Raw genomic sequence first — 19,357 nt, 5'->3', positions numbered from 1 at the left:
GGAAAAAATGAAATTCGATCTGGCGCAAAATTACGTCGCGGGGCAGTGGCACAATGGTCCCGAAACTCTGGAAACGATAAATCCGTCCAATGGAAAACCAGCCAGCGTTTATGAGGTCGGAGATGTCGACATTGCAGATGCAGCCGTTTTAGCCGCGCGGCGAGCGTTCGAAAAAGGTGGTTGGGCCAACAATCCTAGAAGGCGCTCTGCAGTTCTGCTGTCGATGGCTGATGCAATCGAAAAAATCAGGGCTCCATTGGTCGCGTTGGCAGTGGCGGAATGCGGCAAGCGGACACCAGAAATCCAGGGAGAGGTTAATGCAGCAGTCTCCGAATTGCGATACTATGCGGGAGTCGCGAGGACAATTTTCGGGCGCACGCAAGAGGTTGGCGAAGGTCAGCTCTCGATTTTCAGCAGAGAACCGATCGGAGTTGCAGCGATAATCGTTCCTTGGAACGCGCCCATTACTTTACTTATTCGTAGTCTGGGGCCTGCTTTGGCTGCGGGTTGCGCAGTCGTCGTCAAGCCTGCGCCTCAAACCTCCGCAACAAACGCGATGATGATCAAAGCGCTGGTCTCAGTTCCTGAGTTGCCAAACGGTGTTTTAAACTCTGTAAACGAGCGCGGAAATGAAGTTGGCCAGGCATTGGTTGCGCATCGCGAAGTCGACGCGATCAGCTTTACCGGATCGAGACATACAGCTGGGCGAATTTTCGAGGCATCGGCTCCGACATTGAAGCGTCTCAATCTAGAACTGGGAGGCAAAGCGCCCGCGATCGTGTTTGCCGATGCAGACATTGAGCGGGCTTTACCTGAAATCGTCCAAGGCGCGACTGCCGCCGCCGGTCAAATGTGTACCGCTGTGACGCGGGTACTTGTCGAAGAGTCGGCTTACAACCAATTTGCAGATCGGCTGGCTGAGCGCCTAAGAACTCTGAAAGTTCTTCCAGCCGATCACTCGAACTCGGAAATGGGGCCAGTAATCGACCGAAGCAACCGCGATCGGTTGTGTAAAATCCTGCAAGGCGCATCGAATGTGCTGGTCGAAGGTTGCCATCCTGATGATGCACCCTCCTCGGGTTTCTATTTAAGCCCTTGTTTGATCGCGGTCGATGACATCGCTAATCCGCTTGCGCGTGAGGAGTTGTTCGGACCGATAGTAACAATCGAACGATTCCGCAGCGAGGAAGAAGCTGTTCACAGCTCTAATGCCACAGATTATGGCCTCGCTGCCAGTGTCTGGACACAAGACGGTGCCCGCGCACAAAGGATTGCAAGGTCAATCAAGGCTGGAACCGTTTGGATCAATTCCCACAACCGCCTTTTTGCTGAAGCTGAGACAGGGGGATACAAGCAAAGCGGTATCGGTCGACTGCACGGAATGATGGGTCTCGATGTTTTCATGGAGACCAAGCATATCTTTTCGGACGTGGGCTTTGTTCCAGCAACGGTCTTTTGAAGATGGCCTGCAAACCCAACATTCTCTTTATCATGGCTGATCAGCTGCGTGCTGACTATCTATCATGTTATGGCCATCCGGCATTGAAAACGCCTAATCTTGACTGGCTGGCGTCAAGAGGTGTCCGGTTCAGTCGCGCCTATGCCCAGTCGGCTGTATGTGGGCCGGCGCGGATGAGCGTATACACTGGTCGTTACGTCCTATCCCATGGCGCAAGCCTCAATGATACACCTCTGCGGCAAGACGAATGGACTATCGGAGACCATTTGCGTCCATTAGGATATCGTACCGTGTTGGTTGGAAAGACGCATATGCGCGCCGACCTGGAGGGTATGGGAAAGCGCAAAATCGATCCAGCTTCGGTTGAGGGTTCGCTTGTAGCCGAAGCAGGTTTCGAGACATATTCGCGCGAAGAGGGTATTTATCTCGATCATTGGCCTGCCGAGAAACGATTTGGCGCCGACTATAACCGTTACTTGCGTGACCGCGGTTATAGCGGCGCAAATCCTTGGCACGAATGGGTGAATTCGGTTGAGATTGATGGGGAAGTCGTTTCTGGCTGGATGCTTGAGGCATCGCCTTATCCCGCTCGTGTGCGTGAAGAGGACAGCGAAACACCCTATCTAACACACCGCGCCATTGAGTGTATTGATGCAATGGGTGATCAGCCATGGTGCATCCATCTCAGTTACATTAAGCCCCATTGGCCCTACGTTGCACCTGCACCCTATCACGCATTGTTTAATGCAAACGATGTTCTGCCCGCAGTTCGAAGTGCGGACGAACGAATTACACAAAACCCTGTGTTTGCCGGTTTCCAGCGGCGCCGGGTCAGCCGTAGTTTTTCGGACGAGAAAGTCAGAGTTCCGGTTGTTGCTGCATATATGGGTTTGGTTAAACAGCTTGATGACCAATTGGGAGTTCTGTTCGCTGCCTTGAAGGCCCGAGGGCTCTTCGAAAACACTTTGATAGTGTTTACATCGGATCATGGCGATTATCTTGGAGACCATTGGCTTGGTGAAAAAGAGTTTCTCCACGAGCCGGCTATTCGTGTTCCGTTGATTATCGTCGATCCTCGCGAACAATCGGATGCTTCTCGTGGATCGGTAAGTCACGCACTTGTCGAGTCAATTGATCTTTTGCCGACATTTGTCGAACTAGGCGAAGGTGATCCTGCGCATCCTCGTCTCGAAGGCATATCTCTGCTGCCGTTACTGAGCGGCGGCACGATCGAGCGCCGCTACAGTTTTTGCGAATATGATTATGCAACGATGCGGTTTCGCAGGGAACTTGGACAGCCTATCGACAAGACAGGCATAGTTGCTGTTGTAGGCGCGCGTTGGAAGATGATAGCGTGCCCGGGTTTCGAGCCGCTGTTGTTCGATCTCGAAAACGATCCTGGCGAACTTGAAAATCGTTCCCTCGATCCACAATACGCCGCGATCAGGAACGAACTCGAAGCGGCATTGATTGATTGGGCTCTAAGGCCTCGCCGCGTTACCGAAAGTGATGAAAATGTTGAGCGACGGACTGACACCCAGGTGACGCGAGGGATCAAGCTGGGTATCCGCAACGCCAATGAACTCGCGGTCGCTCTGGCTGAAGAGGCCGGGCAGTGAAGGAGATATTCTCATATGTTGGGGGACAATTTTTGCCTGGACCCCGTACTTTTTCTAAGCGCTCACCCGTTGACAACAGCCTTGTCGCTTTAGTTCATGAAGCTGACGAACACGTCGTCAATTTGGCCGTTTCCGCTGCCCGCGAAGCACGACAGGACTGGGAGGAATGGGACCGCATTGATCGCGCGGATCTGCTTGATCGGCTGGCTAGTGCAATCTTAGAACGTGCGGATGATCTTGCACTGGCTGAGGTCGCAGATATTGGTCGCTCGAAGTCAGAGGTTCTCGCCGCGCATGTGGCGCGAACTGTCGAAACCTTTCGACTCTATGCGACGCTTTTGCGAACAGAGAGCAATGACGCATGGCAGGGCAGGGCTTTGTCTCCCAACATTCCCCGAAATCAGGCGCCCCAAACTTTAGCCTATACAAGCCGTCGACCGCTCGGTGTAGTAGCAATAATTGCTCCATGGAACGTTCCGCTTCTTTTGTTGGCGCTCAACTTGGCTCCAGCTTTAGCTGCCGGAAACTGTGTTATAGCCAAACCATCCGAACATTCGCCGTCTTCAGCAGCCTTGCTGGCTGAGATTCTTCATGAAGCCGGGCTTCCGCTAGGTGTATTCAACGTCGTTCACGGATTTGGGGCGAACTCGACTGGAGCCATTCTTGCAGCGCATCCAGGTATCGACGGTTTCGGATTTACCGGTGAAGGCCGAAGCGCAACGGCGATCATGAAATCTGCGGCAGAAGGCCTCCGGCCTGTACTCTTCGAGCTAGGCGGCAAGAATGCAGGATTGGTTTTTGCCGACGCTGATTTGGATAAGGCTGCTCAAGCCTGTGCCACAGCTGCATTTGCGAATAGCGGCCAAGTCTGTTTGTCGATGGAACGTTTGTTTGTCGAGCGATCGGTGTTTGATGCTTTTGTATCGAAACTTGTAGAAAATGCTAACCGACATACGCTCGGTCCTCTCATTTCCCAAGACCATAGGTCGCATGTTCACGAGGCGGTTAAACGCGCCCGTCAGGCCGGCGGTCAGTGCATCATTGGCGGCGAGATACCGGAAGGAGATGGTGCCTATTATCCGGCAACGATCCTAACTGGATTGCCGGATGATGCCGAACTGTCGCGCAAAGAAACATTTGGGCCCATCGTCCATGTGGCACCTTTCGATTCAGAAGCTGAGGCGATCGCACGAGCAAACGACACCGAATTCGGGCTCGCTTCGATGGTGTGGACAAACGATCTGTCACGCGCACATCGAACAGCAGCTGCGCTGAAAGCAGGTATTAACTGGGTCAACTGCTGGCAGGTCCGAGATTTTATAACTCCGTTACAAGGACATGGACGTTCGGGGGTCGGTGTTCAGGGTGGGCGTGAATCTTTGGAATTTTATTCTCAGGTTACAACAACGGTGGTGAGCTTGTGAAACACGACAATCTAAGGCCAAGTCAGGAAAAACTGCTGGCAATGTATGAACGGATGATCCTCATTCGTGAAACCGAAGAATATCTAGGTGCACAATTTCGAGCAGGGGAGTTGCCAGCCGGTGTTCATCTTTACGTCGGTCAGGAAGCTTCGGCTGTTGGCGTTTGCGCACATCTCGGAGACGACGACTGGATCACTAGTACCCACAGGGGGCACGGGCACTTTCTTGCCAAAGGAGGTGACCCATACGCCATGATCGCGGAAATTCACGCTAAGGCTGATGGTGTCTGCGGTGGTTTTGGCGGTACTATGCATGTTGCTGACATTTCGCGCGGGATTTTGGGAGCAAACGGAATCGTTGGCGGTGGACTTGCAATCGCCACCGGTGCTGCATTTGCAGCGAAGCTGGAGCGCAAAGGTAAGGTAGCCGTGTGCTTCTTTGGCGACGGTGCCGCCAATCAGGGAACATTGATGGAGGCGATGAATGTCGCTTCTCTCTGGAAGCTGCCTTTATTGTTAGTGTGCGAACATAATGGCTGGTCAGAATTCACAAGGTCGGAAGTCGCAACCAGCGGTAACATTCTTGATCGAGCCAAGCCCTTTGGAATCCCGGCTCATGAGGTCGATGGAAACGATGTCAGCGCTGTTTGGTGTGTCGCCGGCGAAATGCTCGAGGCGATGCGGGCCGGAGGTGGACCGGGTCTCTTGGTAACGCATACCTACCGCACACGCGGGCATGTTGAAGCCGAGATCAATTTTCTCTCGCAGCCATACCGAAGTGACGAAGAAGTCGCGAGTTGGGTTGCACGTGATCCGCTGGATCGCGCCGCCGCATTGTTAATCGATATCGGATCGACGGCGGACGAGATTGTCGAAATTCGCAAGCGTGTCAGGGCGGCGGTTGACGAAGCGTCAGCGCGCGCGAGGTCAGCACCTGACCCCGATCCCAAATTGGTAAAATCAATGATGTTTTCAGAAGTGGATGCATGGTGATGGCAAAGCGAAGGCTGATCCAAGCCATAAATGAAGCCATGTTTGAGGAAATGGAACGTGATCCTCGTATCATTCTCTTTGGCGAGGATGTCGAAATTTCGATGTTCGGAGACACTAAGGGACTTAGGGATCGTTTTGGGCCGGATCGGGTGCGCGATACACCGATCTGTGAGGCTTTGCTTACGGGTATGGCTGTTGGAATGGCCGCAGCGGGCTGGCGACCGGTGCTGCACATGATGTTTTCCAACTTTATGTATACGGGCTTTGATGCGATTGCCAACCAGATGTCGAAACTGCATCTGATGACTGGCGGTCAAATGAGGCTGCCTATCACGGTGATGGCAGGTTTTGGGGGAGGCCGGTCCACCGCTGCACAACATTCGGATTGTCCATATCCGTTGTTCATGAACCTCGGCGGTATTAACGTTGCTGTCCCATCTAATGCAGGTGATGCAAAGGGGCTGTTTAAAACAGCAGTGCGCAGCAATGATCCAGCAATCTTTCTCGAACCTGGCGGTCGTGGTGGAGAACTGGGAGACGTTCCGGAAGGGGATCACATCGTCCCGTTCGGCAAAGCTGCAATCCGACGCGAAGGACATGATGTTACTATCGTCGCGATTGGTGCGATGGTGAAACTCGCCGATCAAGCTGCGAAGTCACTTGCTGCCCAAGGCATTGAGGCTGAGATTATTGATCCGCGAACGCTGGTGCCGCTTGACGAGGAATCGGTTCTCGCCTCGCTTGCAAAAACCGGAAGATTAGTCGTTGTCGACGAAGCTCGCGATCGTTGCAGTGCGGCAAGCCACATCGCCGCGGTAGCGGCTGACGAGGGATTTGCCTTGCTGAAAGCACCCGTAAAACGCGTGACCGTTCCAAATGTCTGTATGCCTTACGCACCCGTTCTCGAGCACAGCGTCTATCCGAGCGCTGATCGGATCACTTCAGCGGTTACGGCCCTTTTATCAAATTAGGAAAAAGCATGAAGATACAACTTAAGCTGCCGCGTGTTGGCATGAACATGGAAGAGGCGACAATTGTCACATGGCATAAATCGCCCGGTGAAACATTTGCCAGTGGAGACGCACTTTACGATTTTGAGACCGAAAAGGTTACACAATCCTTCGAAGCTAGTGCTGACGGGACTCTTCTCGAAATCCGGATTCCGGAGGGCGAAGAGGCTCAAGTTGGCGATATTGTTTGCGTGGTTGAGGTCGCGCAATGATTGCCGATGAGCGACTGGTTCATGTCGGTATCACTGTCTCTGACATGGACCGTGCGCTCACTTTCCTGTCAAAACTGGGCTTTGTAATTCACTCCCGCTTCGCTCCCTTTGATCCGAATGCGGTCGAAGGGATAACGCGACTTCAAGGAGCTGTCGTGCGCGAGTTGGCATATGTCGAACGCGACGGCTTTCAATTCGAGTTATTAGAATATGTTCAACCTGAGCGCTCGAAAATCGAAAGGCGAGTTTGCGATACCGGCTATTTCCATTTTGCCTTGCAAGTGGACGATATCAGCGCTGTCCAAGCCCAACTTGATGCGGATGCCCCCCCGTATACCGTTCGTCGGGGCCCTGCATCGGGTCAAAGAGCAACTTACATTTACGGACCTGATGGCCTGACAGTTGAACTGATCGAAAAGCGAAAGGACGATCATGCACATCACGATCGGCGTTAACGTAACTGTCGGGAATCGACGTGGGCGAACTTCGGGGCTTGCGCAGCGGAGTAGCGTTTGGTTGTGTATGGTCGTCGGCTTGTTACTCGCATGTGCCCAACCGGCATTTGCCCAGCCGACTTTTGAACGGGAACCCGAACTACAGGCCAATCCAAACCCGCGCGCGCCGCTTGCTGCGGTTCTGTCGTTTAAAGCTTCCGGGCCCGTCACTACAGCAGTCAAAATTGATGACGGTGTAACGCAGAGAATTGTCCATTTCTCACAACGTCATGACCCCGAAAAGGGACTTGCGATCATCGACTTACCAGCCGACCGTTCGGTGACAGTAACCGTCGAAATCTCTGACCCATCAGGCACAACCAAATCGCCCGCAATCCTGTCGATAAAGACTCCAGCTTTGCCCAAAGCCGGTCTGGAATGGCCCACGCTGACGACCAAAATTGCCGATGGCGCAGTGCTGGAACCTGGCTTGCGTTTTTTAAGTATAAGGCGGCGCGCACCGGGGCGGCAAAGCTTCCAGACAAAGTCTCAGCAGGAGTTTTCGAGGGGCTGGGGGCTGATCCTTGCTCTGGACAGTAAGGGAGAGGTGCGCTGGTATTACATCAGCGAGCGTCGTGTCGCAGGGATCAAGCCTTCACCTGACGGAACTCTGATCTTCACCACCGAGGATCAGCGGGTCGTTAAGATCGACATGCTCGGAAACATTCTTCGCCAATGGTATCCAGAAAAACGCCGGCTAGGAGCTGTACCCAGCGGTACGCAGATCTCCGGGTTGCAGACGCTACACCATGAACCTTCGCTGACGCCATGGGGCACATATATCTCTATGTCGGCCAATGGTCGCGAGATTCCCGACTATCCGACAAGCGTCACCGATCCGCAGGCCCCGCGAAAGCCATCCATGGTGATGGGCGACAAAATAGTTGAGTTCGATGCTAGTGGTAAAGTGGTTTGGGAGTGGGATGCATTCGATCATCTCGATCCCAAAATGCTGCATTATCACACCTTTCAGCCTTATTGGGCTGTGAGGGGCTATCCTGGTTATGCAGACTGGACGCATGGTAACGGAATTACGTTTGACGAGAAGCGTGACCTTGTCATTGCGTCTTTCAAGCATCTAGACGCATTGGTTGCGATCGACCGCAAGACGAAAGAGATCCGCTGGATCTTCAGCGATCCGCAAGGTTGGCCGGAAAAGTTTCACTCCCGAATTCTCAAGCCGGTTGGTCTTACGCGGTTCCCCTGGTCGCAGCATCATCCGCACGTCACCCCGTGGGGTACCATCGTCTATTTCGATAACGGGATGTTCCAGGCCCGACCATTCGACGGTCGGCGGATCGTGCCCTTCCACGAAAGCTACAGCCGCGCGGTCGAGGTTAACGTGGATCCGAAAGCTATGACCGTGACAGAGTTGTGGACTTCCGAAAAGGAACAGAAATCCGATAGCTGCATCAACTGGGCGATGGGAGATGCCCACAGATTACCAGCAACAGACAATATGCTCGTCATCCGAAGTTTCTGCCCGCCAATTACCGACCAGCTCAACGATCAGAATGAATATGATCTATCGCGGCGCTTTGTAGATGATGTGCCTTACGCCGGACGGGTAGAGGAATTCTCGCGGACGTCACCAGCGCCCCGGATGTCGCAGATCCGTTTCGACGATCCAAACGAGATCCTTCAGTGGCAGCTTTATGGCGGCTTTCACACACCTTCAATTTACTGGGAAGGCAAGGCGGGATCAGCAAATTGATTTGGCGCTCGAGAACGGACCGCAAACTTTCAGTCAAACAGAGCAAAAATTTACCAAGGACCCTATAATGACAGAGCGATGCAAAATCATGATTGTCGGCGGCGGCATTGGCGGGCTGACAGCCGCAGGGTTGCTTCTGCTCGCAGGGCATGAGGTTGAGCTGTTCGAGCAGGCGCCTGAGCTAGGCGAAGTTGGGGCGGGCATTCAAGTTAGCGCCAACGCTACACATGTGCTGCGCCAACTGGGTGTTCTGGATCGTCTGGCTGCAGTTTCTGTCCGACCGTTGAGAACCGAATTTCGCTTACACGATACGGCGGAAGTTGTTGGCCAGATTCTGTTAGGAGACACGCACGAGGATCGGTTTGGAGCGCCCTATCTTCATGTTTATCGACCTGATATCCTGCGCGTTCTGGAAGAGCGGGTTCGTGAGCTTTCGCCTTCTGCGATCCACCTCAACAAGGCGCTAGAGCGCTATGAGGAGGACGATCAGGGCGTTACTCTGCGCTTTGCCGATGGCACCACGGCACGCGGCGATCTGCTGATCGGTGCCGACGGGATCAAGTCTGTGGTCCGCTCGCAGATGCACGGCTTTGAACCTGCCAACTTCACTGGCAACGTCGCTTGGCGGGGGATGATACCGGCCGACAGGCTGCCAGCGGATTTCCAGCCTCCAATCTTCGTCAACTGGATGGGACCGGACAAGCACATGGTTGTCTACTGGGTCAACGGCGGGAGGCTGCTGAACTTCGTTGGCTGCGTAGAAAAGCCAGAATGGACCCAGGAAGGCTGGGCGATCAAGGCGCCGTGGGATGACCTGAAGACGGATTTCGCCAGCTTCCACCGCGATGTGCAGACCATGATCGATGCGGCAGACAAGGACAATTGCTTCTGCTGGGCGCTTAACAACCGGCCACGCCTGAAGTACTGGAGTACAGACCGTGTGACCCTGCTTGGGGACAGTGCGCATCCAACGTTGCCATACATGGCGCAGGGCGCGGTCATGGCTATAGAGGATGCGGCTGTGCTGATGCGCGCCCTCGACGAGTGCAATGGCCTGGGTGCGGCACTGAAGACCTACGAGCAGGCGCGCATTGACCGGACCGCGAGGATTGTTGACGAAAGCACCGAGCACGCCCGGCTCTTCCATTTCCAGACGCACGCGGAATTCCGCGAGGCCTTTGCCCGCAAGGATCCCGCAACGGACCGCGGCCTGTGGCTTTACAACTACAATCCGCTCACCGTATCGCTGGCCGTTGCTCCGGCCTGACAGGCGCAGCCACGTGCTGAACGAACAAACTAGGAGTTAATCAATGACCGACTTCACCTTTCCGCCACAGCCGCAGTCTGTCGTTCCGGTCGCAGGATCGCTTCAGTCCTTTCCGGTCCGCCGGATTTTTTGCGTGGGCCGCAACTATGGGGAACATACGCGCGAGATGGGATTCGATCCCGATCGTGAGCCGCCGTTCTTTTTTACCAAGCCGGCCGATGCCGTGGTTCATGATGGCGCAACCATTCCCTATCCGCCGCTCACCCAGAACTTCCACCACGAGGCGGAGTTGGTCGTCGCGATCGGGCTAGAAGGCCGCGACCTGCCCGTGGAAGCCTGCCAGTCGCATATCTGGGGCTATGCCGTGGGTAATGATCTGACCCGGCGTGATCAGCAGCTCCAGGCGCGCGACAAGGGGCGTCCCTGGGATTGGGGCAAGGCGTTCGACAATTCGGCCGTTATCGGTCCTATCCACCCAGTCGCCGAAATAGGGCATCCTGCCAGTGGTTCGATCCGCCTTACTGTCAATGGCATCGTCAAACAGGATGCAGATCTTGCCGAACTGATCTGGTCCGTACCAGAAATCGTCTCGTTCCTGTCGCACGCGGTCACGATCAAGCCGGGCGACCTGATAATGACCGGCACCCCCGCCGGGGTCAGTCCGCTTGTGCCTGGAGACGTCTGCGTCGTCTCGATCGATGGCCTTGGCGAGCTGACCACCAAGATCGGTCCACGCGAATGAGGCTTCGCCTGCACAATTTCTATCGCTCGTCCACTTCGACGCGTCTGCGAGCGGCGCTAAACCTCAAAGGGTTGAACTACGAATATCTTGCCTATGCCTTGCGCAAAGGCGATCACCGGAGCGCTGAATTCCTTGCGATAAATCCGGCAGGGCTGGTGCCTGTTCTCGAGCTTGGGGATGGAACGGCCCTGACCCAGTCATTGGCCATCATTGAATGGCTGGATGAGACGTACTCCGAACCACCCTTGCTGCCAGAGGACCCTGCCGCGCGCGCGCGGGTGCGGGCGCTGGCTTATATGGTAGCTTGCGAGATCCACCCGCTCAACAACCTGCGCGTTCTGAACCGACTGGGCATGCAGTTCAACGCGGGTGACGATGCGGTGGCACAATGGTTCGTCCATTGGGTAACGGCGACGTTCGATCCGCTGGAAGCCATGCTGGCCGACAGTCGGGAGACGGGCCGGTTCTGCCATGGCGATGCGCCGACGCTCGCTGATATCTGCCTGTACGCCCAGGTCTGGAACAACCGGCGCTTCTCCATTCCGCTCGAAACCTGGCCGACCATCGCGCGGATCTTCGCCGAGTTGGACGGTCTGCAGGCCTTTCGAGACGCGGCGCCGCAGAACCAGCCCGATGCCGAATGACGAGAACTTTAGGAGAACCATCATGAACGAAGCACTCGATCACACCACTGTCGTCCATGCGATGCAGCCGGATGATACGCCCGAACTGCGCGAACTGTATCGCGGGTTCGAAGAGCAGAGTCTCTTGCCCCTGTGGACCCAGCTGGGCGATCTCATGCCGATTCACCCCAAGTCCAAGGCGGTTCCGCACGTCTGGAGGTGGTCCAAGCTGCTGCCATTGGCGCAGCGTTCGGGCGAATTGGTGCCAGTCGGGCGCGGGGGCGAGCGGCGCGCGATCGGGCTCGGCAATCCAGGGCTGGCCCCGCATGCTTATGTCAGCCCGACCATGTGGGCTGCGATCCAGTACCTGGGACCACGCGAGGTAGCGCCCGAACACCGCCACAGCCAGAACGCCTTTCGCTTCGTAGTCGAAGGCGAGGGGGTCTGGACAGTCGTGAACGGCGATCCGGTCCGGATGAGCCGGGGCGACCTGCTGCTTACACCTGGCGGCAACTGGCACGGTCACCAGAACGTCACCGACCAGCCTATGGCCTGGATAGACGGGCTTGATATGCCGTTCGGCCAGCAGATGGATGTGGGCTTCTTCGAGTTCGGTCCCGATCAGTTGACCTGCCTCGACACGCCGGAATACAGCCGTGGAGAGCGCTTGTGGTGCTATCCGGGGCTGCGCCCGCTTTCGCAATTGAAGGATACTGTCAACTCGCCGATCGGCGCTTATCGCTGGCAATATACCGATGCCGCTCTGAGCCAGCAGCTTGCGCTGGAGGCGGAGGGGTACCCGGCTACGGTGGCGACCGGCCATGCCGCAATCCGCTATGTCAATCCAACGACCGGAGGAGATGTTATGCCGACGATCCGCGCCGAATTCCATCGCCTGCGCGAAGGGACGCAAACCGAAACCCGGCGCGATGTTGGCTCGACTGTTTTCCAGGTCTTCGATGGGCGCGGCGCTGTAGTCATGAACGGTGAAACCCATAGTCTCGAGAGGGGCGATATGTTCGTTGTCCCGTCGTGGATTTCATGGTCGCTGCAAGCCGAAACGCGATTTGACCTGTTCCGCTTTTCGGATGCGCCCATCATGGAGAAACTCAATTTCATGCGAACCGAGATCGAAGTCTAAACGAGAATGCATGCCAATCAATTTCTACTGGACTCTCAAGCCGTCACGATTAACATACAGAAGTGTTTGGAACGCGAAGGGAGTGGAAGTTAGCCGAAGATTTGTCGGCTCAACTCGTATTGTGAAAAACTCGGCTGACATTTTCCTCGCAACGGATGCTTGGAGAGTTTTGCAAGGTAACATTCCATTTTGGAAATTAACTTGAACGCTCTTTCTGATCATATTTGAGATACGAAACCTGGTGATGTGAGATGACTGATCAAACCTACGACTACCATGGCATTGCAGCTGATGTCTTTTCTCAGAGAAGCGCAGGAAGGTTATGCGATTTTAGCGAGATGATTTGGAATTTTCACAGGGACCGTATCGACGCGACGTTCGAAGGCGGTTGGGACAATGCAACGTTTCCGTGGGATCGCAACATGCATGGTTGGTGGAAATACCCTTTGGCATTTGCAACTTACTCGATCCCATCGGTGATCATGGTGGAACCAACTCGCTATGCGGAAGCTGTATCTTGCCTCAAAAAGTCAATACTGTTGTTCAAAGACACGCCACTTTGGCAAGATTGGGTAAAATATGGGCATGGACCTGACCCGATATGCTGCCGCAACATCATGTATAAAGCCCATCTTCAAGTTATGTACGGTTTATATCAACTAATCACTGGCTCTACAGAATTTGAACCAGAGTATAACCAGCTCACCGATATCATAATACGGGAACTGATCGAAAACAGACAAAATGAAGGTTTTGACGGGATAGTTTGCGAGGACGATCAGTATTTCCCTGTCTGCAATTCGCAGATCGTAATAGGGATGACAGTACACGATATGGTTTTCGGTACAAAATACTATGACGAATACGGGAAAAGAGTGTCGGACTTCATTGCGACCAAGATTAGCGATCCGGCTACAAAGATGATATTGTACAAGTATCATCCGTCGCATGATCAGGCTGAAGCCTATCTTTCCGGCGCATGCAACACGTGGGGCCTGACCCAACTCCACTACACTAATCCAACCGACATGCAAACCGGCTACGAAAACTTCAAACGGTTGCTCGTAGCGCAGCAATTGGACGGGGCACTCTATCTAAAAGAATGCGTGCATGCGTCCGATCCGGCAATGGGACTGGAAGAAAGTTTTGGGCTTTTATACGCTCTAGGCTTGGCGCGGGAGTATCAGGATCCTGACCTTTGGGCTGGTTTCATGAAGTATTTGGGTCAGACCTCTGGCCTAGCCTATGTGGATGGCCGAGTTCGGCTTGTAAAAGCAACGAATGGCGAGGAGCACCACGCCAACAGCTACATTCTCTGGGGCGCACTGCACGAATCATGGGATCAAGTCTTTCAATACGATTGGGCATCATTGAGAGATGAGCAAGGCGCAAGATTGTCATGAGCCACAAAGGTACGTTTAACCAAGATATGCGGCCAATGATTGCAGATGGTGGCTTCACGGACCAAATCGAAGCGCATTACCGCACGCTTTTATTTGATCTCGATCTCGCGTGCTACAATAACTGCCATGTCTGCCATGTACCTGGATCGGGGATCGCATTTTACAAAGCCATGGGCTATATGGCTCTGACTTTGCCGTCAGTGGCCTATCTTGACTCGCACAGAACAAGAGAGGTCGAGTACAATCTCAATCTCACGGTAAAAAATATAAGCAACCCGAACCTTTCTAACCCGTTGGATATGTACGATTCCGACAATGTGCGTCTCATCTTGGACGCTTTGTCATGCGAAATGTACCGTTTGGTGAGTGGAAGGAAACAGTTCGACGAAAGGTCAGACGCGCTGGTCGAGAGGATCCGGGAAATATTCGATAGAAATTATCAATCTGCACAGAAAATACTCGCTATCGAAACTGTAACTGGTCGCTTCGAGATGTTTCCCAATTTGCTCGCGATGCTGGTGTTTCAAATCCATGACGAGATTCATGGGACGAAATACTCGAGAGAAAACGACCGAATATTCGATGGTTTGAACGCGTATTTGCGAGACGAAGTGTCGGGGCTATACTTCGAATCCCTTCAGAGTGGCAGTTTTGGGTTTGACGGACAGGCTTTGGACCCGCGTTTTTTTTGGGTCGTCAAGAACATTCGGCCAAGTTCCAATGCGTTAACGCTTAACCTGATGCATTATTTCCGTCCGCAAGAGGCTGAGGCGCTTTGGCCACTTTTCAAAGCACAATTTGGTGAGAAATTGTTGGAAACAAATTTGGACGACTTGAAAGATTGTTCAGGAAAATCTTTCCTGACTCCACTTGGTTTTGCTCAAGAGGATTTTTTTACAAGTCTTTGGCTGGCAAAGGAGATGGACGATATTGAATTTTTTAACCGTCTGCAAGCAAGGCTGCTTGAAGTTTGCAATCCAAAGCGCATCGAAGCGAAAATATTCTATGATCAACTGGAATCTGATGGTCCGTTGGTTTCCTACTTCAGTCTTCTCGCCCAGTGTCACGCTGGTTGGAAGCGGCTGATCGAGAAGGACTGGTCGCAAACCTACCATAAAGATTACAATCTGGTCCGATGATTATACAGCGCGTGTGCTGTTTACCCATTCTCTATCCAAACAATGATTGACGTACCAGGTGCGATAGAAATTTTATTGCTTCAAAGTTTCAAAAAGTGAGCGAAGATCAAACTTTAGCCGGGCACGGCCGAATAAGACCAGCAAGGAACTGGCTCATCGACCAAAGGTCAATGTAACACTAAAACACTCGAGTTCATAAACCCGCTGTTTAGCGCGGTTTTGCAGTATTAAGCAGACCAAAATTAAACTGTCTTCACTCGAACCGAGAAGTCCAGGCCATGGTTTTCCGCACGAAGATACCGTTTGCTGCCGGAAAGCGAAAGTTCCAAGCCGCCATCGACATTACGGCTTTCGACGATTGACTTAAGTTGGTCGATGCGGGCATGCAACGTTGGCCCTGCATCGAAAATATCGACATAACCATCATAAACAAAGCCTTCGGCTTCGAGCATCGCTTTCGCTGGCACTGCCTCAACATGTGGCCGTCCGATTGCAGATTGAGCATTTTCGGGCAAGAGAGCGGTGTATATAGGAAACTTGGGCATCAAATCTGCGATGAACTGATTTCCTTGGGTTGCATTGTAGTGGTCTGCGGCCAGAAATTCGCTGTCAAAGAATTTCCGGCCGACCGCTTCCCAGAACGGCGAGGTGTTACCATTCAGCCATCCGCGCATTTCTGCAACGATTTCAGTCCCGAACCGTTGCCTGTGCTGCGCGATGAACAGGTAGCGGCTTCGTGCGAGAAGTTGCCCCAACCCGCCGGAACGCGCCTGTGGCGCCAGGAAGAGCCCCCCGACTTCGGAGGCATCGTCAAAATCGTTGACCAAGGTCAGGACATGAGTCGAGAAGTGTCGCCCGACGCCGCGGGAAACATGGGACACCCTACTTAGCTTGTAGCTGTAGAATGGCCATCGTACGCCAATCTTGGAGTAGATGTTGGCCGTGCCGACAATCCGGCCATTGGCGGTGTCTTCAAGGACAAACAGATAAAATTCGTCCTGCGGCACCTCGATCTCGATAGCACAGGATTGCTCGCTCCAGGCAACCTTTTCCGCCAGAGCTGACCGATCATGCGGGAAATTTGTCATACCTCCGCCTGTCAGTGCAGCCAGTTCCATTAGGGCATCCAGGTCATTCTTGCGAGCCATCCGCACCTGATGGGGCATGTCAAAGCTCCTCGTCACGAAAGCCAAGCGTTGCCAGCAATGCCTGGCGTGCTGCGCGGCAGGCGGCCCAGAGTTCGGACTTGCCCAGGTCAGAGGCGGCAATTCGATCCGGCCAGTGCGTTTCGATGACCCGTTCCAGCCTGTCACAGGCCGCTTCGTCTACCATGAACCGTTGATCGACCGACGCAATTGCCGCGTCGCTCATGGCAACCCGCAGGCGCAGGCAGGCAGGACCACCGCCATTGCGCATCGATTCGCGCACTTCGATGACCTCGATCCGCGCAATAGCGGTCTGACCAACTATGCTCTCGTTCAGCCAGGCCCAGACAGCAGCATTCTCGCGGCATTCGCTGGGTACGATCAGGGCAGTTTGACCATCCGGCAGGGTGACCAGCTGCGAATTGAACAGATAGGAACTGACTGCATCGGCCAGCGAGACCCGATCGGCGGGCGCCTCGATGATCTGGACCGAAGGCACTCGCCTGCGGATGGAGTCGCAGACCCGCTCGCGATCCTCGAAGGCCTGTGCGTGCGCAAAGAGGACATTCTCGTTGGCTACGGCGACGACGTCGTTGTGAAAGGCCCCTGCCTCGATCGCTGCAGCGCTTTGCTGGACGTGAAGCTGCCCCTCGTCGCTAAGTCCGTGGCGGCGAGCAATCGCCTCGCCGGCCAGGCGGCTCTGGCGGGCAGGGAACTTGCCGCCATTGTCGACACCATAAACAAAGATCTCAAGCCCGCGATCGCTATGGCTGGCGGCAAGCCGCATGGCATTTGCGGCTCCCTCGTCGGTCAATTTCGCGGGCAGCGCATCATGCACTGCAAACAGGCTCCGGTCACGGAAGATCAACCGGAGTTGCTGTGCGGTTTGCCTGGCTTCGATGCTGCGATGGAGCATTGACGAGAGATTGGCCACGGTAACATGGCAGCGCCCGTCGCGCGTGTCCGGTGCGGGTGAAATTGTGGCGGCATTCGCGGTCCACATGGGCGAAGCCGAAACGACATTCGCAAGCAGCGCCGGTTCGTTTGCCCAGGCGGCCGCGCAGACTTCATCGTCGCTGCCGGCAAAGCCGAGCTCGCGCAGCCAGGGCGTGAACGGGCGATCATGCGGGAGCAACAGACCTTGCACCAGCCCCAATCCAAGCATGCGCCGCATCTTGCGGACGCCCTGCAGGGCCGCCTGCCGGGGGCTGGATTCGGCACCGGCATTGCGGGCCGAAGCGACATTGCCGAACGAGAGCCCCGCGTAATTGTGGCTGGGGCCGACCAGCCCGTCGAAATTGACTTCACGCAACACTGGACGGCTCCTCTGAGGCGGTTCGCAATCCGCGAATGTCATCGCTCTGGTCGATCACGGATTCTGCCTCGAAGCTGGCAACCGGATAGGCGCAATAATCCGCCGCGTAATAGGCGCTGGGCCGGTGGTTGCCAGAAGCGCCTAAGCCGCCGAACGGCATGGTCCCTGCGGCACCCGTGGTGGGCCTGTTCCAGTTGCATACGCCGACCCGCGCGCGCCGGGAATAGCGGTTCCACAACGATCGATTAGAAGAGATCAGACCACCTGCAAGCCCGAAGGCTGTGTCGTTGGCAATCCGGATTGCCGCATCGAAATCGGGAACTCGTACCACTTGCAACACTGGGCCGAAGATTTCCTCGTCGGGTACGTGGATTCCGGTGACATCGATTATTGCTGGTTTCAGGAAGGCACGTGAGCGGCCGATAGGGGTCAGCAAAGGCAACACGACGCGTGCGCCGGATGCCACAAGGTTATCGTAGGCGGTGCGAACGCGGTCGGCGGCAGTCTCGGAGACCAGCGGTCCCATGCTCGGCTCTGTGGTGTCATCCCAATTGCCGATCGATAGGCGCCGGGCATAGTCGACGACTGCTGAAAGAAACCCATCGCCAGTACTGCTGTCTGGAATGATCAATCGCCGGGCACAGGAACAGCGTTGTCCTGTTGAGATGAATGCAGAAGCGACAACGATCGAAGCGACTGCCGATGGCTCACCATCCCACGCGATCAATGGGTTATTCCCACCCAGCTCCAGTGCCAGAATGACTTCCGGGCGGTCGACGAACTGACGCCTAAAATGTGCCCCGGTCTTGGCCGAGCCAGTGAACAGAAGCCCATCGATCCAAGCGTCCGCGAGTGCTATGCCAGTGTCGCGTCCACCTTGAACTATGTTGAAGACTCCATGAGGTAAACCCGATTGCTCCATCAGCTCGCCGATCATTTCACCGACGAGTGGACTTTCTTCCGAGGGTTTGAAGACAATCGTGTTGCCGGCCAGTAACGCGGGAACGAAATGCCCATTCGGGAGGTGCCCAGGAAAATTATAGGGTCCAAAAACGGCTATAACGCCGTGGGGTCGATGGCGCAGGATCGACCTTCCAAATGCACAACCCCTTTCGATTTCGCCAGCGCGTTCATGCAAGGCTTGAATCGAAATTTCTACCTTGTTGATCATGGCTGTTACTTCTTGTCGGGCTTCCCAAAGCGGCTTGCCCGTTTCCCTGCTTATGGCCGTCGCGAGTGGATCGGAGCGATCCGTCAGCCTCTGCCGGTATTTTAGTATGTGGTTTATGCGCTCGGTCAACGGTGTTCCGGCCCAGCCATCAAAGGCGTTACGTGCCAACGTGACAGTCGCGTTGACGTCTTCAGGTCCAGCTGTTTTGCCTTGCCACACGAGTTCGCCGGACGCCGGGCAAAAGGATGCCATGGCAGCCATGCCTCAGCCCCCCTCACAATGTATAGGATGATTTTCACACCGTATTTTACTGAAATGCGACGACAGTTTTAAGGTTGGAACACCCCTAATGGTTACGACAATGCACACTTTGAAAGTCCTTTCAGGCACCGGCTCGGAATCGTTCGCAGCTAATCATGACTATTCGGGAAACGTCATCTCGACCTGAAGCGATCAGAAATGTATCGCACAAAGAGACATTTGCGAC

Annotated in this window: 17 protein-coding genes; 14 read left to right on the top strand and 3 right to left on the bottom strand. The window is 54.6% G+C overall.

Annotated features, from left to right (window positions below):
* Positions 1 to 7: 7 nt before the first annotated feature.
* From EUU25_RS08820 to EUU25_RS08755, 14 genes are all read left to right on the top strand, one after another.
* Positions 8 to 1,459: an aldehyde dehydrogenase family protein gene (locus tag EUU25_RS08820; RefSeq protein WP_158900190.1), complete on the top strand. Its 1,452-nt coding sequence runs from the start codon at positions 8 to 10 to the stop codon at positions 1,457 to 1,459.
* 2 nt (positions 1,460 to 1,461) lie between these two features.
* The gene (locus tag EUU25_RS08815) at positions 1,462 to 3,078 is read left to right on the top strand and encodes a sulfatase-like hydrolase/transferase (RefSeq protein ID WP_158900188.1); all 1,617 of its coding nucleotides are present in this window, start codon (positions 1,462 to 1,464) and stop codon (positions 3,076 to 3,078) included.
* Positions 3,075 to 4,502: an aldehyde dehydrogenase family protein gene (locus EUU25_RS08810; RefSeq protein WP_158900186.1), complete on the top strand. Its 1,428-nt coding sequence runs from the start codon at positions 3,075 to 3,077 to the stop codon at positions 4,500 to 4,502. The genes EUU25_RS08815 and EUU25_RS08810 overlap by 4 nt, the downstream gene beginning before the upstream one ends.
* The gene (locus EUU25_RS08805) at positions 4,499 to 5,494 is read left to right on the top strand and encodes a thiamine pyrophosphate-dependent dehydrogenase E1 component subunit alpha (RefSeq protein ID WP_246162623.1); all 996 of its coding nucleotides are present in this window, start codon (positions 4,499 to 4,501) and stop codon (positions 5,492 to 5,494) included. Before EUU25_RS08810 ends, EUU25_RS08805 begins: the two co-directional genes overlap by 4 nt.
* Entirely contained in the window at positions 5,488 to 6,465 is a 978-nt protein-coding gene (locus tag EUU25_RS08800; RefSeq protein ID WP_246162622.1) for an alpha-ketoacid dehydrogenase subunit beta, read from the top strand. The genes EUU25_RS08805 and EUU25_RS08800 overlap by 7 nt, the downstream gene beginning before the upstream one ends.
* An 8-nt stretch (positions 6,466 to 6,473) precedes the next feature.
* Positions 6,474 to 6,716, top strand: coding sequence for a biotin/lipoyl-containing protein (locus tag EUU25_RS08795; RefSeq protein WP_158900184.1), 243 nt, complete (start codon positions 6,474 to 6,476; stop codon positions 6,714 to 6,716).
* The gene (locus EUU25_RS08790) at positions 6,713 to 7,171 is read left to right on the top strand and encodes a VOC family protein (RefSeq protein WP_158900182.1); all 459 of its coding nucleotides are present in this window, start codon (positions 6,713 to 6,715) and stop codon (positions 7,169 to 7,171) included. The genes EUU25_RS08795 and EUU25_RS08790 overlap by 4 nt, the downstream gene beginning before the upstream one ends.
* A complete protein-coding gene (locus tag EUU25_RS08785) occupies positions 7,149 to 8,924 on the top strand; it encodes an aryl-sulfate sulfotransferase (RefSeq protein ID WP_158900180.1) in 1,776 nt (591 codons plus the stop codon). The genes EUU25_RS08790 and EUU25_RS08785 overlap by 23 nt, the downstream gene beginning before the upstream one ends.
* Before the next feature lie 67 nt (positions 8,925 to 8,991).
* Positions 8,992 to 10,191 carry an FAD-dependent monooxygenase gene (locus tag EUU25_RS08780; RefSeq protein ID WP_222848777.1) on the top strand — a complete coding sequence of 400 codons (1,200 nt, stop codon included), beginning with the start codon at positions 8,992 to 8,994 and terminating at the stop codon, positions 10,189 to 10,191.
* Positions 10,192 to 10,234: 43 nt separating this feature from the next.
* On the top strand, positions 10,235 to 10,933 hold the full coding sequence (locus tag EUU25_RS08775) for a fumarylacetoacetate hydrolase family protein (RefSeq protein ID WP_158900176.1): 699 nt from the start codon (positions 10,235 to 10,237) through the stop codon (positions 10,931 to 10,933).
* Positions 10,930 to 11,577 (top strand): maleylacetoacetate isomerase, encoded by a 648-nt coding sequence (maiA, locus tag EUU25_RS08770; RefSeq protein ID WP_158900174.1) that lies wholly within the window; start codon positions 10,930 to 10,932, stop codon positions 11,575 to 11,577. Before EUU25_RS08775 ends, maiA begins: the two co-directional genes overlap by 4 nt.
* 22 nt (positions 11,578 to 11,599) lie before the next feature.
* On the top strand, positions 11,600 to 12,697 hold the full coding sequence (locus EUU25_RS08765; RefSeq protein WP_158900172.1) for a cupin domain-containing protein: 1,098 nt from the start codon (positions 11,600 to 11,602) through the stop codon (positions 12,695 to 12,697).
* Positions 12,698 to 12,948: 251 nt separating this feature from the next.
* Positions 12,949 to 14,100 (top strand): linalool dehydratase/isomerase domain-containing protein, encoded by a 1,152-nt coding sequence (locus EUU25_RS08760; RefSeq protein ID WP_158900170.1) that lies wholly within the window; start codon positions 12,949 to 12,951, stop codon positions 14,098 to 14,100.
* Positions 14,097 to 15,239 carry a hypothetical protein gene (locus tag EUU25_RS08755; protein ID WP_158900168.1) on the top strand — a complete coding sequence of 381 codons (1,143 nt, stop codon included), beginning with the start codon at positions 14,097 to 14,099 and terminating at the stop codon, positions 15,237 to 15,239. The genes EUU25_RS08760 and EUU25_RS08755 overlap by 4 nt, the downstream gene beginning before the upstream one ends.
* A gap of 242 nt (positions 15,240 to 15,481) precedes the next feature.
* Here the strand turns inward: EUU25_RS08755 and EUU25_RS08750 are convergent, their stop codons facing one another.
* From EUU25_RS08750 to astD, 3 genes are read right to left on the bottom strand one after another with little or no spacing between them, the layout of a single operon-like run.
* On the bottom strand, positions 15,482 to 16,405 hold the full coding sequence (locus EUU25_RS08750) for an arginine N-succinyltransferase (protein ID WP_158900166.1): 924 nt from the start codon (positions 16,403 to 16,405) through the stop codon (positions 15,482 to 15,484).
* 1 nt (position 16,406) lies between these two features.
* Positions 16,407 to 17,699 (bottom strand): N-succinylarginine dihydrolase, encoded by a 1,293-nt coding sequence (locus EUU25_RS08745; RefSeq protein ID WP_246162620.1) that lies wholly within the window; start codon positions 17,697 to 17,699, stop codon positions 16,407 to 16,409.
* Positions 17,689 to 19,131: a succinylglutamate-semialdehyde dehydrogenase gene (astD, locus tag EUU25_RS08740; RefSeq protein ID WP_158900162.1), complete on the bottom strand. Its 1,443-nt coding sequence runs from the start codon at positions 19,129 to 19,131 to the stop codon at positions 17,689 to 17,691. Before astD ends, EUU25_RS08745 begins: the two co-directional genes overlap by 11 nt.
* Between the last annotated feature and the right edge of the window lie 226 nt (positions 19,132 to 19,357).

It is taken from the genome of Sphingorhabdus lacus (assembly GCF_009768975.1).
GTDB lineage: Bacteria > Pseudomonadota > Alphaproteobacteria > Sphingomonadales > Sphingomonadaceae > Sphingorhabdus_B > Sphingorhabdus_B lacus.
Note: the sequence above shows the minus strand (reverse complement) of the source record. Positions and strands in the feature narration are given on the sequence as shown.

Bases quoted from the DNA above. Each gene is read 5' to 3' on its own strand.
- EUU25_RS08820 (WP_158900190.1), top strand. From the start codon at position 8: ATGAAATTCGATCTGGCGCAAAATTACGTCGCGGGGCAGTGGCACAAT.
- EUU25_RS08815 (WP_158900188.1), top strand. From the start codon at position 1,462: ATGGCCTGCAAACCCAACATTCTCTTTATCATGGCTGATCAGCTGCGT.
- EUU25_RS08800 (WP_246162622.1), top strand. From the start codon at position 5,488: ATGGTGATGGCAAAGCGAAGGCTGATCCAAGCCATAAATGAAGCCATG.
- EUU25_RS08795 (WP_158900184.1), top strand. From the start codon at position 6,474: ATGAAGATACAACTTAAGCTGCCGCGTGTTGGCATGAACATGGAAGAG.
- EUU25_RS08790 (WP_158900182.1), top strand. From the start codon at position 6,713: ATGATTGCCGATGAGCGACTGGTTCATGTCGGTATCACTGTCTCTGAC.
- EUU25_RS08785 (WP_158900180.1), top strand. From the start codon at position 7,149: ATGCACATCACGATCGGCGTTAACGTAACTGTCGGGAATCGACGTGGG.
- EUU25_RS08780 (WP_222848777.1), top strand. From the start codon at position 8,992: ATGACAGAGCGATGCAAAATCATGATTGTCGGCGGCGGCATTGGCGGG.
- EUU25_RS08775 (WP_158900176.1), top strand. From the start codon at position 10,235: ATGACCGACTTCACCTTTCCGCCACAGCCGCAGTCTGTCGTTCCGGTC.
- maiA (WP_158900174.1), top strand. From the start codon at position 10,930: ATGAGGCTTCGCCTGCACAATTTCTATCGCTCGTCCACTTCGACGCGT.
- EUU25_RS08765 (WP_158900172.1), top strand. From the start codon at position 11,600: ATGAACGAAGCACTCGATCACACCACTGTCGTCCATGCGATGCAGCCG.
- EUU25_RS08760 (WP_158900170.1), top strand. From the start codon at position 12,949: ATGACTGATCAAACCTACGACTACCATGGCATTGCAGCTGATGTCTTT.
- EUU25_RS08755 (WP_158900168.1), top strand. From the start codon at position 14,097: ATGAGCCACAAAGGTACGTTTAACCAAGATATGCGGCCAATGATTGCA.
- EUU25_RS08750 (WP_158900166.1), bottom strand. From the start codon at position 16,405: ATGCCCCATCAGGTGCGGATGGCTCGCAAGAATGACCTGGATGCCCTA.
- astD (WP_158900162.1), bottom strand. From the start codon at position 19,131: ATGGCTGCCATGGCATCCTTTTGCCCGGCGTCCGGCGAACTCGTGTGG.